The 14,148-nt window shown below is 57.4% G+C and carries 11 protein-coding genes; 10 read left to right on the forward strand and 1 reads right to left on the reverse strand.

All coding sequences use genetic code 11. The annotated features are described in order from the left end of the window. Nucleotides 1-44: 44 nt before the first annotated feature. The 4 genes from FHC52_RS03145 (at nucleotide 45) to FHC52_RS03160 (ending at nucleotide 3,281) form a co-directional block, all read left to right on the forward strand. The gene (locus tag FHC52_RS03145; protein WP_126287650.1) at nucleotides 45-1,274 is read left to right on the forward strand and encodes a winged helix-turn-helix domain-containing protein; all 1,230 of its coding nucleotides are present in this window, start codon (nucleotides 45-47) and stop codon (nucleotides 1,272-1,274) included. Nucleotides 1,275-1,319: 45 nt separating this feature from the next. Next, complete coding sequence (gene ycaR / locus FHC52_RS03150; protein WP_006174474.1) at nucleotides 1,320-1,502, forward strand: protein YcaR; 183 nt, start codon at nucleotides 1,320-1,322, stop codon at nucleotides 1,500-1,502. Further along, the gene (gene kdsB, locus FHC52_RS03155; protein WP_008499959.1) at nucleotides 1,499-2,245 is read left to right on the forward strand and encodes a 3-deoxy-manno-octulosonate cytidylyltransferase; all 747 of its coding nucleotides are present in this window, start codon (nucleotides 1,499-1,501) and stop codon (nucleotides 2,243-2,245) included. Before ycaR ends, kdsB begins: the two co-directional genes overlap by 4 nt. A 142-nt stretch (nucleotides 2,246-2,387) precedes the next feature. Next, complete coding sequence (locus FHC52_RS03160; protein ID WP_025912940.1) at nucleotides 2,388-3,281, forward strand: YcbJ family phosphotransferase; 894 nt, start codon at nucleotides 2,388-2,390, stop codon at nucleotides 3,279-3,281. Here the strand turns inward: FHC52_RS03160 and elyC are convergent. Continuing rightward, nucleotides 3,258-4,037 (reverse strand): envelope biogenesis factor ElyC, encoded by a 780-nt coding sequence (gene elyC / locus FHC52_RS03165; protein WP_008499957.1) that lies wholly within the window; start codon nucleotides 4,035-4,037, stop codon nucleotides 3,258-3,260. The genes FHC52_RS03160 and elyC overlap by 24 nt on opposite strands. 124 nt (nucleotides 4,038-4,161) lie before the next feature. Here elyC and cmoM point away from each other — a divergent pair, with 124 nt between their 5' ends. The 6 genes from cmoM (at nucleotide 4,162) to FHC52_RS03195 (ending at nucleotide 14,131) form a co-directional block, all read left to right on the forward strand. Continuing rightward, entirely contained in the window at nucleotides 4,162-4,941 is a 780-nt protein-coding gene (gene cmoM, locus FHC52_RS03170) for a tRNA uridine 5-oxyacetic acid(34) methyltransferase CmoM (protein ID WP_008499956.1), read from the forward strand. 3 nt (nucleotides 4,942-4,944) lie between these two features. Continuing rightward, on the forward strand, nucleotides 4,945-6,267 hold the full coding sequence (gene mukF, locus FHC52_RS03175; RefSeq protein WP_008499955.1) for a chromosome partition protein MukF: 1,323 nt from the start codon (nucleotides 4,945-4,947) through the stop codon (nucleotides 6,265-6,267). Then, entirely contained in the window at nucleotides 6,248-6,952 is a 705-nt protein-coding gene (mukE, locus tag FHC52_RS03180) for a chromosome partition protein MukE (RefSeq protein ID WP_008499954.1), read from the forward strand. The genes mukF and mukE overlap by 20 nt, the downstream gene beginning before the upstream one ends. After that, nucleotides 6,952-11,403, forward strand: a complete 4,452-nt coding sequence (gene mukB / locus FHC52_RS03185; protein ID WP_046091826.1) for a chromosome partition protein MukB — start codon at nucleotides 6,952-6,954, stop codon at nucleotides 11,401-11,403. The genes mukE and mukB overlap by 1 nt, the downstream gene beginning before the upstream one ends. A gap of 178 nt (nucleotides 11,404-11,581) precedes the next feature. Beyond that, nucleotides 11,582-13,405, forward strand: coding sequence for a L,D-transpeptidase (gene ldtD / locus FHC52_RS03190; RefSeq protein ID WP_220419912.1), 1,824 nt, complete (start codon nucleotides 11,582-11,584; stop codon nucleotides 13,403-13,405). A gap of 174 nt (nucleotides 13,406-13,579) precedes the next feature. Then, the gene (locus FHC52_RS03195) at nucleotides 13,580-14,131 is read left to right on the forward strand and encodes a YcbK family protein (RefSeq protein WP_008499951.1); all 552 of its coding nucleotides are present in this window, start codon (nucleotides 13,580-13,582) and stop codon (nucleotides 14,129-14,131) included. Nucleotides 14,132-14,148: the final 17 nt, after the last annotated feature.

Genomic DNA, 14,148 nt, shown 5'->3' on the forward strand with positions numbered 1-14,148 from the left:
AGGCTTACGCGGTTCTGGTGGCGCTTTGACTGACAGGAAAACGCATGTCTTTACCGCAACTCTCGCTCTCAGCCGCACGTAATCTCCACCTTGCCGCGCAGGGGCTGCTCAAAAAGCCCCGCCGTCGCGCGCAGCCTGCCGATATTCTCTCTACCGTACAGCGCATGTCGCTACTCCAGATCGACACCATTAATATTGTGGCACGTAGCCCTTACCTGGTGCTGTTCAGCCGCCTGGGGAGCTATCCTTCTCAGTGGCTGGATGAGGCGCTCAGCAAGGGGGAGTTGATGGAGTACTGGGCGCACGAAGCCTGCTTCCTTCCCCGCAGCGATTTTGCCCTTGTGCGTCACCGTATGCTTGCGCCGGAAAAGATGGGCTGGAAATACCGGCAGGCGTGGATGCAGGAACATGCGGCTGAAATAGAGCAGCTCATCGCGCATATTCAGGAAAACGGTCCTGTACGCTCCGCCGATTTTGAACACCCGCGCAAAGGTACAAGCGGCTGGTGGGAGTGGAAGCCGCACAAGCGTCATCTCGAAGGCCTGTTTACCTCAGGCAAAGTCATGGTGATTGAGCGGCGTAATTTTCAGCGCGTCTACGACCTCACGCATCGCGTGATGCCCCACTGGGACGACGAGCGCGACCTGCTTACCCAGGAGGCGGCCGAGGCCATTATGTTAGAAAACAGCGCCCGCAGCCTGGGGATTTTTCGCACGCAATGGCTGGCAGATTACTATCGCCTGCGCCAGCCCGTGCTGAAACCGCTGCTGGACACGTGGCAACGCGAACAGCGCGTCATTCCCGTTACCGTGGAAACGCTGGGCGAAATGTGGCTACATGCGGATCTCCTCCCGCTATTGCCTCAGGCCCTGGAGGGGAAACTGCAGGCGACCCACAGCGCGGTATTGTCGCCTTTCGACCCGGTCGTCTGGGACAGAAAACGCGCCGAGCAACTCTTTGATTTCAGCTACCGGCTGGAATGTTATACCCCGGCCCCAAAGCGCCAGTATGGCTACTTTGTTTTACCGCTCCTGCATAAGGGGCAGCTGGTCGGGCGCATGGATGCCAAAATGCACCGCAAGACCGGCACGCTTGAAATCATTGCGCTTTATTTGCAAAAGGGCGTCAGGGTGACGGCGAGCCTGGAAAAAGGGTTAACGTCCGCCATTAGCGAATTCGCGCGCTGGCAGGGGGCCGACGACGTGACGCTGGGCCGGGTACCTGACGGATTGTTTACATCCTGTCGAAGTGGCTGGGAAACAGGCACGCCCTGAAAAAGGAATGTGTTAAGCTTTAGCGATTACCCATACGGAGGAACTATGGATCACCGTTTACTTGAAATTATTGCCTGCCCGGTATGCAACGGCAAACTCTACTACAGCCAGGACAAACAAGAGCTCATTTGCAAGCTGGACAGCCTGGCTTTCCCGCTGCGCGACGGTATTCCTGTATTGCTGGAAAACGAAGCCCGTTCCCTGGTGGCAGAAGAGAGCAAACCATGAGTTTTGTTGTCATTATTCCTGCGCGTTATGCCTCAACGCGTCTGCCGGGTAAGCCGCTGGTGGATATCAACGGCAAGCCGATGATTGTGCATGTCCTTGAGCGTGCGCGTGAATCCGGTGCTGACCGCGTGATTGTTGCCACCGATCATCCGGATGTCGCTCGTGCGGTTGAGGCGGCAGGCGGTGAGGTATGCATGACCCGCGCCGATCACCAGTCTGGCACCGAGCGTCTGGCGGAAGTGGTTGAGAAATGCGGTTTCAGTGATGATACGGTTATCGTAAACGTGCAGGGTGACGAGCCGATGATCCCCGCTGTCATTATCCGTCAGGTGGCCGAAAACCTGGCGCAGCGTCAGGTGGGAATGGCCACGCTGGCGGTACCCATTCATCATGCAGAAGAAGCTTTCAACCCGAATGCGGTGAAGGTCGTCATGGATGCGGAAGGCTATGCGCTCTATTTCTCCCGTGCCACGATCCCGTGGGATCGCGATCGCTTTGCGCTTTCTAAAGAGACCATCGGTGATACCTTCCTGCGTCATATTGGGATCTACGGCTATCGCGCCGGCTTTATTCGCCGTTATGTGGCCTGGGCCCCGAGTCCGCTGGAGCATATCGAAATGCTGGAGCAGCTCCGCGTGCTCTGGTACGGCGAGAAAATTCACGTTGCCGTTGCTGAGGAAGTCCCCGGCACGGGCGTAGACACCCCTGAAGATCTTGAGCGCGTTCGCGCTGAATTGCGTTAATCTTACCGGCATCTCTCCGTTGGGAGAGATGCACTCTCCGGTTTATTTTTCACTTTCTTTTTCCTGATTGATCTCTTCCGGGTGACATCTTCATTAAGGACGCTCATTATAAAAGCAGTAGTCTTAATGGGGGTAATCTCATATGGAACAGCTGCGTGCCGAACTTAGCCATCTGCTGGGTGAAAAGTTAAGCCGGGTCGAATGCGTGAGTGAAAAAATCGATACCGCGCTCTGGTCGTTGTACGACAGTGAGGGTAACCCAATGCCGCTGATGGCACGGAGTTTCACGTCACCCGGCGTTGCCAGGCAGCTTGCATGGAAAATGTCGATGCTGGCGCGGGAGGGTACCGTGCGTATGCCGACGGTGTATGGCGTGATGACCCATGAGGAACACCCCGGCCCGGACGTACTGCTGATTGAACGTTTACGTGGTGTACCCGTTGAAGCGCCCGCGCGAACGCCGGAACGCTGGGAACAGCTAAAAGACCAGATTGTCGAGGCGCTGCTGGCGTGGCACCGTCAGGATAGCCGCGGACTTGTTGGGCCGGTCGACAGCACTCAGGAAAATCTCTGGCCGCTGTGGTATCGCCAGCGGGTTGAAGTGCTGTGGGGAACGCTTAACCAGTTCAACAATACCGGTTTAACCATGCAGGACAAACGTATTCTCTTTCGCACCCGGGAGTGTTTACCGGCGCTGTTCGAAGGTTTTAACGATAACTGCGTGCTGATCCACGGTAACTTCACCCTGCGCAGTATGCTGAAAGACCCCCGCAGCGATCAGCTTCTGGCGATGGTGGGGCCGGGGATCATGCTCTGGGCTCCGCGCGAATATGAGCTGTTCAGGCTCAGCGACAGCGGGGCGGCGGAAGGTTTACTGTGGCATTACCTTCAACGCGCCCCCGTTGCGGAAGCGTTTCTCTGGCGGCGCTGGCTCTACCTGCTCTGGGACGAAGTTGCGCAGCTGGTTAACACCGGACGCTTTAATCGCGCAAACTTCGATCTGGCGACTAAATCACTCTTGCCCTGGCTCGCCTGAGGAACCTTTCAGCCACTGCCAGAGGCGTCCGAGCGTCTCATAACCGACGCGATCGCTATGCATCAGCCACATAGGGGACGGGATTACCCGCTCCCACGGATTAAGCGGCGCGTCGATGGCCATCTGGTTCGCCGGTGCGGGAAGCGGGTGCAGGCCCTGTTTTTCAAAGAAAATCATTGCGCGCGGCAGGTGCGAGGCGGAGGTCACCAGTAAGAACGGGGCTTCACCAATCGCCTGCTTGACTGCGGCGGCCTCTTCCTCGGTATCTTTCGGGCTGTCCAGCGTGATGATTGAGGAGCGCGGTACGCCGAGTGATTCCGCGACCCGGGCGCCCGCTTCCGCCGTACTCACCGGGTTCGTTTTGGCCGCCGCGCCGGTGAAGATCATTTTTGATCCCGGATTCGCCAGCCAGAGGCGAATGCCTTCGTTTAGCCGCGGCAGGCTGTTGTTGATCAGGTTTGAGCTGGGGGCCCAGTCAGGATCCCAGGTATATCCACCGCCCAGCACAACAATGTACGCCACTTTCTGATTTCCCTGCCATGTCGGGTACCTGTTTTCGATGGGGCGTAACAGACCATCCGCGACCGGCTGCAGGCTCAGCAGCAGCAGGACCAACCAGCCGAACGTGATCAGCGTTTTGCCACTCTTCTGAAAGCGACTGAACCACACCAGCGCCAGCCCCAGCGCGATGATGATGAGCAGCAGCGGAAGGGGAAGCATCATCCCTCCAATGTATTTCTTAAGGGTAAAAAGCATCCTTTTTGGTTCCTTTTTTGACCATATAGCAGGTGATTGACGGTGATATTACACCAGAGAGGTTCATTCTCCGCGCGGGTGTGACAAAATAGCGGTTTTGCAGTTAGCGAGTGGAACTCTCCCAATGCGGGATCGCAATTTTGATGACATCGCGGAAAAGTTTTCGCGCAACATTTATGGCACCACGAAAGGGCAGCTCCGTCAGACGATCCTCTGGCAGGATCTGGACACCATTCTGGCTACCTTTGGTGGTCAAACGTTGCGCGTGCTGGATGCCGGAGGCGGTGAAGGGCAGACGGCCATAAAAATGGCGGAACGCGGTCATCACGTCACGCTTTGCGATCTTTCTGCTGAAATGGTCGCCCGCGCGACGCGTGCGGCAGAAGAGAAAGGTGTGAGCGACAACATGCATTTTATACAATGCGCCGCTCAGGACATCGCACAGCATTTGGAAACCCAGGTTGATCTGATATTGTTTCATGCGGTGCTGGAGTGGGTTGCCGATCCGCTAAGCGTGTTACAAACCCTGTGGTCGATGTTGCGCCCGGGCGGCACGCTGTCGCTGATGTTCTACAATGCTAACGGCTTCCTGATGCACAACATGGTTGCGGGAAACTTCGACTATGTTCAGGTCGGGATGCCCAAAAAGAAAAAACGCACGCTTTCCCCGGACTATCCGCGCGATCCACAGCAGGTCTATGGCTGGCTGGAAGCGATTGGCTGGCAGATTGTCGGGAAGACGGGCGTCAGGGTGTTTCATGATTATCTGCGTGAAAAACACAAACAGCGTGACTGTTTTGACACCTTAACAGAATTGGAAACGCGGTATTGCCGTCAGGAGCCTTTTGTCAGCCTTGGCCGCTATATTCACGTCACCGCGCACAAGCCGCAGATGCAAGGATAACCTATGAGTGAATTTTCCCAGACAGTCCCCGAACTGGTTGCCTGGGCCAGGAAAAACGATTTCTCCATCTCGCTGCCGGTAGACAGACTCTCTTTCCTGCTGGCGGTCGCCACGCTGAACGGCGAGCGGCTGGATGGTGAAATGAGCGAGGGTGAACTGGTGGACGCGTTCCGCCATGTCAGTGATGCGTTTGAGCAAACCAGCGAAACCATTAGCGTGCGTGCCAACAACGCAATTAACGATATGGTGCGTCAACGTCTGCTGAACCGCTTTACCAGCGAGCAGGCGGAAGGAAACGCCATCTATCGCCTGACGCCACTGGGCATCGGCATCACCGATTACTACATTCGCCAGCGCGAATTTTCCACGCTGCGTCTGTCCATGCAGCTGTCGATCGTGGCCGGTGAGCTTAAGCGCGCCGCCGATGCGGCAGATGAAGACGGTGACGAATTCCACTGGCACCGAAACGTCTATGCACCGCTGAAATACTCGGTGGCGGAAATCTTCGACAGTATCGATCTGACCCAGCGCCTGATGGACGAACAGCAGCAGCAGGTCAAAGACGATATCGCACAGCTGCTGAATAAAGACTGGCGTGCAGCCATCTCCAGCTGTGAACTTCTGCTGTCAGAAACCTCCGGTACGCTGCGTGAGCTGCAGGATACGCTGGAAGCCGCAGGGGACAAGCTGCAGGCGAACCTGCTGCGCATCCAGGACGCGACGCTGGCACACGACGATCTGCACTTTATCGATCGTTTAGTGTTCGATCTGCAGAGCAAACTGGACCGCATCATCAGTTGGGGCCAGCAGTCGATCGACCTGTGGATTGGCTACGACCGACACGTGCATAAATTTATTCGTACCGCGATCGATATGGATAAAAACCGCGTCTTTGCCCAGCGTCTGCGCCAGTCGGTGCAGACCTATTTCGATGCGCCATGGGCGCTGACCTACGCCAATGCCGATCGTCTGCTGGATATGCGCGACGAAGAGATGGCATTGCGTGATGAAGAGGTAACCGGTGAGCTGCCGCCGGATCTGGAATACGAAGAATTTAACGAAATTCGCGAGCAGCTTGCGGCGATGATCGAAGAACAGCTCGCGGTCTACAAAACCAGACAAGCTCCGCTGGATCTGGGGCTCGTGGTGCGCGACTATCTGGCGCAATATCCTCGCGCGCGCCACTTCGACGTTGCCCGCATTGTGGTAGACCAGGCTGTTCGCCTGGGTATCGCGCAAGCCGATTTCACCGGACTGCCGCCGAAGTGGCAGCCAATTAACGATTACGGAGCCAAGGTACAGGCGCATGTCATTGACAAATATTGAACAAGTGATGCCGGTTAAGCTGGCACAGGCGCTGGCGAATCCGTTATTTCCGGCGCTGGACAGCCAGCTGCGTGCCGGTCGTCACATTGGCTTAGACGAGCTGGATAATCACGCCTTTTTGATGGACTTCCAGGAGTACCTGGAAGAGTTTTACGCCCGCTACAACGTGGAGCTTATCCGCGCGCCGGAAGGGTTTTTCTACCTGCGCCCGCGCTCCACGACGCTGATTCCGCGTTCCGTGCTCTCCGAGCTGGATATGATGGTCGGCAAAATTCTCTGCTACCTCTACCTCAGCCCGGAACGTCTGGCGAATGAAGGGATCTTCACCCAGCAGGAACTTTACGACGAGCTGTTGACGCTGGCAGATGAGAGCAAGCTGCTCAAGCTGGTGAACAACCGCTCCACGGGGTCGGATCTCGACCGTCAGAAACTACAGGAAAAAGTCCGCTCTTCCCTGAACCGTCTGCGTCGTCTGGGGATGGTCTGGTTTATGGGGCACGACAGCAGCAAATTCCGCATTACGGAATCTGTCTTCCGCTTCGGCGCCGACGTGCGTGCGGGCGATGACGCGCGTGAAGCGCAGCTTCGCATGATCCGCGACGGTGAAGCGATGCCGGTGGAAAACCATTTGCAGCTCAATGATGAGCATGAAGAGAATCTGCCGGATAGCGGGGAGGAAGAGTAATGATTGAACGCGGTAAATTTCGCTCACTGACGCTGATTAACTGGAACGGCTTCTTTGCCCGAACGTTCGATCTGGATGAGCTGGTGACGACGCTCTCCGGCGGTAACGGGGCGGGTAAATCCACCACCATGGCGGCGTTTGTCACGGCGCTGATCCCTGACCTGACGCTGCTTCACTTCCGTAACACCACCGAAGCGGGGGCCACAAGCGGTTCCCGTGATAAAGGCCTGCACGGTAAGCTGAAGGCCGGCGTCTGTTATTCGGTTCTGGACGTCATTAACTCCCGCCATCAGCGCGTGGTGGTGGGCGTGCGCCTGCAGCAGGTTGCCGGTCGCGACCGTAAAGTCGACATTAAACCGTTCGCCATCCAGGGGCTGCCAACGTCTGTGCAGCCGACGGCGCTGCTGACGGAAACCCTGAACGAGCGCCAGGCGCGCGTGCTGACGCTGCAGGAGCTGAAAGATAAGCTCGAAGCGATCGAAGGCGTGCAGTTCAAACAGTTCAACTCGATTACAGACTACCACTCGCTGATGTTCGATCTCGGCGTGGTGGCGCGTCGTCTGCGTACCGCATCAGACCGTAGCAAATACTACCGCCTGATCGAAGCGTCCCTGTACGGCGGTATCTCCAGCGCCATTACCCGCTCCCTGCGCGACTACCTGCTGCCGGAAAACAGCGGCGTGCGTAAGGCCTTCCAGGACATGGAGGCGGCGCTGCGTGAAAACCGCATGACGCTGGAAGCGATTCGCGTGACCCAGTCTGACCGCGATCTGTTTAAACACCTGATCAGCGAAGCCACTAACTACGTGGCGGCGGACTACATGCGCCACGCCAACGAGCGCCGCGTCCACCTCGATCAGGCATTAGAATACCGCCGCGAGCTGTTTACCTCCCGCAAACAGCTGGTGGCCGAGCAGTACAAGCACGTCGAAATGGCGCGCGAGCTCGGTGAGCACAACGGTGCTGAAGGTGACCTGGAAGCCGATTACCAGGCCGCCAGCGATCACCTGAACCTGGTGCAGACCGCGCTGCGTCAGCAGGAGAAAATCGAGCGCTATGAAGCGGACCTCGACGAGCTGCAAATTCGTCTTGAAGAGCAAAATGAAGTGGTGGCCGAAGCCGCCGAGATGCAGGAAGAGAACGAAGCCCGCGCCGAAGCGGCCGAGCTGGAAGTGGATGAGCTGAAAAGCCAGCTTGCCGATTACCAGCAGGCGCTGGACGTGCAGCAGACGCGCGCGATCCAGTACACCCAGGCACTGCAGGCATTACAGCGCGCGAAAGAGCTGTGCCATCTGCCAGACCTGACGCCGGAAAGCGCCGACGAGTGGCTGGATACCTTCCAGGCCAAAGAGCAGGAAGCCACTGAGAAACTGCTGTCCCTCGAACAGAAAATGAGCGTCGCCCAAACGGCGCACAGCCAGTTTGAGCAGGCCTATCAGCTGGTTGTGGCGATTAACGGCCCGCTGGCACGTAACGAAGCCTGGGACGTTGCCCGCGAGCTGCTGCGCGACGGCGTGAACCAGCGCCATCTGGCCGAGCAGGTTCAGCCGCTGCGTATGCGTCTGAACGAGCTGGAACAGCGCCTGCGCGAGCAGCAGGAGGCCGAGCGTCTGCTGGCCGAATTCTGCAAGCGTCAGGGCAAACATTACGATTTTGACGAGCTTGAGGCCCTGCATCAGGAACTCGAGGCGCGTATCGCTGCGCTTTCAGACACGGTCTCCAGCGCCAGCGAACAGCGTATGACCCTGCGTCAGGAGCTGGAACAGCTTCAGTCCCGTTCGCAAGCGCTTCTGCAGCGTGCCCCGGTCTGGCTGGCGGCCCAGAGCAGCCTTAACCAGCTCAGTGAGCAGTGCGGCGAGCAGTTCGAATCCAGCCAGGAAGTGACCGAATACCTGCAGCAGCTGCTGGAGCGCGAGCGCGAGGCGATTGTTGAGCGTGATGAAGTGGGCGCGCGCAAGCGTGACGTCGACGAAGAAATTGAGCGCTTAAGCCAGCCGGGCGGTGCGGAAGACCCGCGCCTCAATGCCCTGGCAGAGCGTTTTGGCGGCGTACTGCTGTCTGAGATTTACGACGATGTCGGCCTGGACGATGCGCCTTACTTCTCGGCACTGTATGGCCCGTCGCGTAACGCGATCGTGGTGCCGGATCTGTCGCTGATTTCTGAGCAGCTTGCCGGTCTGGAAGATTGCCCGGAAGATCTCTACCTGATCGAAGGGGATCCGCAGTCGTTCGATGACAGCGTGTTCAGCGTCGACGAGCTGGAAAAAGCGGTGGTGGTGAAAATCGCCGACCGTCAGTGGCGCTATTCCCGCTTCCCGGAACTGCCGCTGTTTGGCCGCGCCGCGCGTGAAAGCCGCATCGAAAGCCTGCACGCCGAGCGTGAAACACTGTCTGAACGCTTTGCGACGCTGTCGTTTGACGTGCAGAAAACCCAGCGTCTGCATCAGGCGTTTAGCCGCTTTATCGGCAGCCATCTGGCCGTGGCCTTCGAAGCCGACCCGGAAGCGGAAATTCGCAAACTCAATACCCGCCGTGGCGAACTGGAACGGGCGATTGCCAGTCATGAAAGCGACAACCAGCAGAGTCGCGTCCAGTTCGAGCAGGCGAAAGAGGGCGTTGCGGCCCTTAACCGTATTCTGCCGCGCCTGAATCTGCTGGCAGACGACACGCTGGCCGACCGCGTGGATGAGATCCAGGAGCGTCTGGATGAAGCGCAGGAAGCCGCGCGCTTCGTGCAGCAGCACGGCAATCAGCTGGCGAAGCTGGAGCCGGTTGTCTCTGTCCTGCAGAGCGACCCGGAACAGTTCGAGCAGTTAAAAGAAGACTATGCCTGGTCACAGCAGGTGCAGCGCGAAGCGCGTCAGCAGGCGTTTGCCCTGACGGAAGTGGTGCAGCGTCGCGCCCATTTCGGCTACTCCGATTCGGCGGAAATGCTGAGCGGTAACAGCGATCTGAATGAAAAGCTGCGTCAGCGCCTTGAGCAGGCGGAAGCGGAGCGTACCCGCGCCCGCGAAGCGATGCGCAGCCACTCCACTCAGCTGAACCAGTACAACCAGGTGCTGGCCTCGCTGAAAAGCTCCTTCGACACCAAGAAAGAGCTGTTAAACGACCTGCAGAAAGAGCTTCAGGACATCGGCGTTCGTGCCGACAGCGGGGCGGAAGAGCGCGCGCGCATTCGTCGTGATGAGCTGCATGCTCAGCTCAGCAACAACCGCGCGCGTCGCAATCAGCTGGAAAAAGCGCTCACCTTCTGCGAAGCAGAAATGGATAACCTGACCCGTCGCCTGCGCAAGCTGGAGCGCGACTACTTTGAGATGCGCGAGCAGGTCGTGACCGCGAAGGCGGGCTGGTGCGCGGTAATGCGCATGGTGAAAGACAATAACGTTGAGCGTCGTCTGCACCGTCGCGAGCTGGCGTATCTCTCTGCCGATGAGCTGCGTTCCATGTCGGATAAGGCGCTGGGTGCGCTGCGTCTGGCGGTGGCGGATAACGAACACCTGCGCGATGTCCTGCGTATGTCAGAAGATCCGAAACGCCCTGAACGTAAAATCCAGTTCTTCGTGGCGGTTTACCAGCACCTGCGCGAGCGTATTCGTCAGGACATTATCCGTACCGACGATCCGGTCGAAGCCATTGAGCAGATGGAAATCGAGCTGGGGCGCCTGACGGAAGAGCTGACTTCTCGCGAGCAGAAGCTGGCGATCAGCTCCCGCAGCGTGGCGAATATCATCCGCAAAACCATTCAGCGCGAGCAGAACCGTATCCGCCAGCTGAACCAGGGTCTGCAGAGCGTGTCGTTTGGCCAGGTGAACAGCGTGCGCCTCAACGTCAACGTGCGTGAAGCCCACGCGACGCTGCTGGAAGTGCTGTCTGAGCAGCACGAGCAGCACCAGGATCTGTTCAACAGCAACCGTCTGACCTTCTCCGAAGCGCTGGCGAAGCTGTATCAGCGCCTGAACCCGCAGATTGATATGGGACAGCGTACACCGCAAACCATCGGGGAAGAGCTGCTGGATTACCGTAACTACCTGGAAATGGAGGTTGAGGTAAACCGTGGTTCAGACGGCTGGCTGCGTGCGGAATCCGGGGCGCTCTCTACCGGTGAAGCGATCGGTACCGGGATGTCAATTTTGGTGATGGTGGTACAGAGCTGGGAAGACGAAGCGCGCCGCCTGCGCGGCAAAGACATCTCCCCATGCCGACTGCTGTTCCTGGATGAGGCGGCGCGTCTTGATGCGCGCTCCATTGCCACGCTGTTTGAGCTTTGCGAACGTCTCGATATGCAGCTCATCATTGCCGCACCGGAGAACATCAGCCCTGAAAAAGGGACAACCTACAAGCTGGTGCGTAAAGTGTTCCAGAACAGCGAACACGTCCACGTTGTGGGGCTGCGTGGCTTTGCACCGCAGCCGCCGGAGTCACTGCCGGAAACCACGGCGGACGCTTCCTGAAGTGTCTTCTGACCCGAAGCGGCGCTCTGGCGCCGCTTTTTTTTTAAACTTAACTTGTGCTTAGGGCTGCGTTATCTTTAAACTTCTTTACATAAGGTAAGGCAACAGCTTAGCCGTCTACCTATAATGAAAGAAAGCCCCAACGTGATGGGCATGTCGTGAAAACAGGGGGCAAGGGATGTTGCTTAAGAAAGAATGTGGTCGTCAGCTGTCGGCGCTAAGTTTATGTCTGGCAGTGATGTTTGCTCCACTGTTAACCGCCCTGGCCGACGAGCCTGAAATTGTGCCGACTGACAGCTCGGCAACGACAGGCACGCAGCCTACGTCGTTGTCCCAGCCGCTGGAGCAATCTCCGGCGACAGCGATCATGGCCGGTATTAAGCCGCTGCCGGAAGGCATCGACGCCGAATCGCTCAGCCAGCAGCTGCAGTCGGGGCTGCCGTCAGGCTACACGCCTGTCTATCTCAATCAGCTCACGCTGCTTTATGCTGCCCGCGATATGAAACCGATGTGGGAAAACCGCGATGCCGTGCGCGCCTTCCAGCAGCAGCTGGCGGAGGTCGCAATTGCAGGGTTTCAGCCGCAGTTTACAAAGTGGGTTGAGCTGTTAACCGATCCTGCCGTAACAGGGCAGGCGAGAGATGTGGTGCTTTCCGATGCCATGATGGGTTACCTGCAGTTCGTGGCGGGTATTCCGGTCAATGGCAACCGCTGGCTGTACAGCGATAAGCCGTATAAGCTCGCGACGCCAGCGCTGTCGGTGATTAACCAGTGGCAGTTAGCCCTCGATAATGGCGAACTGCCGCGCTTTATTGCCAGCCTCGCACCGGCGCATCCACAATACGCCACGCTTCACCAGTCGCTCCTCGCGCTGGTGGGCGACTCGCGCCCATGGCCGCAGATGCGCGGCACCGCAACGCTGCGTCCGGGGCAGTGGAGCAGCGATGTGCCTGCTCTGCGCGAGATCCTGACGCGCTCGGGTCTTCTTGAAGGCGGGCCACATATCGCTCTGCCTGGTGACGATCCGCAAAACGCGGCGGTCAGCCCGTCAGCGCCCGTGAAAGAGAAAAAAGCGATTGCCGTCAGCAATAAACCCGCAGCATACGATCGCGAGCTGGTTGCGGCAGTGAAGCAATTCCAGGCCGCTCAGGGACTGGGAGCCGATGGCGTCATTGGCCAGACGACGCGAGACTGGCTGAACGTATCGCCTGCGCAGCGGGCAGGGGTGCTGGCGCTCAATATCCAGCGTTTGCGCCTGCTGCCGGGGACCCTCACTACCGGCATTATGGTTAACATTCCGGCGTATTCCCTGGTCTATTACCAGGACGGTAGCGAAAAACTGGCGTCGCGCGTGATTGTCGGGCGTCCGGATCGCAAAACACCGATGATGAGCAGCGCGCTCAATAACGTAGTCGTTAACCCGCCGTGGAACGTGCCGCCGACGCTGGCGCGTAAAGACATTCTGCCGAAGGTCTGGAACGATCCGGGTTATCTGGAACGTCATGGCTATACGGTGATGCGTGGATGGAACAGTAAAGAGGCTATCGATCCTTATATGGTCGACTGGTCGACAATCACGGCGTCAAACCTGCCGTTCCGTTTCCAGCAGGCACCGGGGGCGCATAACTCTTTAGGGCGTTACAAATTCAATATGCCGAGTTCTGACGCTATCTATCTGCACGATACGCCGAACCACAATCTGTTCCAGAAAGATACGCGCGCGTTGAGTTCTGGCTGCGTGCGTGTGAACAAAGCCTCGGAGCTGGCCAATATGCTGCTGCAGGATGCGGGCTGGAACGATACGCGCATTTCGGATGCCCTGAAACAAGGAGATACGCGTTACGTTAATATTCGACACAATATTCCGGTCAATCTTTACTATCTGACGGCGTTTGTTGGCGAAGACGGGCGGACTCAGTACCGTACAGATATTTACAATTATGATCTCACCGCGCGATCCGGCGCACAAATTTTGCCAAAAGCGGAACAATTAATCAGGTAAATGAAGCAGTTCGGGAAAATTGATTGTCGTAAGTTAGGGTGAATAAGGGGCTATATCGCTACAAGCCGCGTATTCACTGGGGTTGGGCGCCTTGACGTACCCGGTTTTGCCAGTTAAGGTGCCCTTCGTGCGCTATGCATATTACGATTTCTTTTACCTGTAGACCTGATTATCATGGACAAATTTGACGCTAATCGCCGCAAACTGCTGGCGTTAGGTGGCGTTGCGCTTGGCGCAGCGGCCATCTTGCCGACGCCAGCATTTGCCACCCTCTCGACACCTCGTCCGCGAGTTTTAACGCTCAACAATCTTCATACCGGTGAGTCGCTAAAAGCGGAGTTCTTCGATGGCAGAGGCTATATTCAGGATGAATTAGCAAGACTTAACCATTTTTTCCGTGATTTCCGCGCGAATAAAATAAAAGCCATCGACCCAGGACTGTTTGATCAGCTTTACCGCCTTCAGGGCCTGCTGGGCACCAGCAAGCCGGTGCAGCTTATTTCTGGTTATCGCTCTGTTGATACCAATAATGAACTGCGCGCCCACAGTCGCGGGGTAGCGAAAAAAAGCTATCACACGAAGGGACAGGCAATGGATTTCCATATTGAGGGCGTTTCGTTAGCCAATATTCGCAAAGCTGCGTTATCTATGCGCGCAGGTGGTGTAGGATATTACCCCAGCAGCAACTTTGTGCATATTGATACCGGTCCGGTTCGGCACTGGTAATAACGAAACACAGGAGC

It is taken from the genome of Enterobacter sp. EC_64 (genome assembly GCF_019584165.1).
In the GTDB taxonomy this organism is placed as follows: Bacteria; Pseudomonadota; Gammaproteobacteria; order Enterobacterales; family Enterobacteriaceae; genus Enterobacter; species Enterobacter roggenkampii.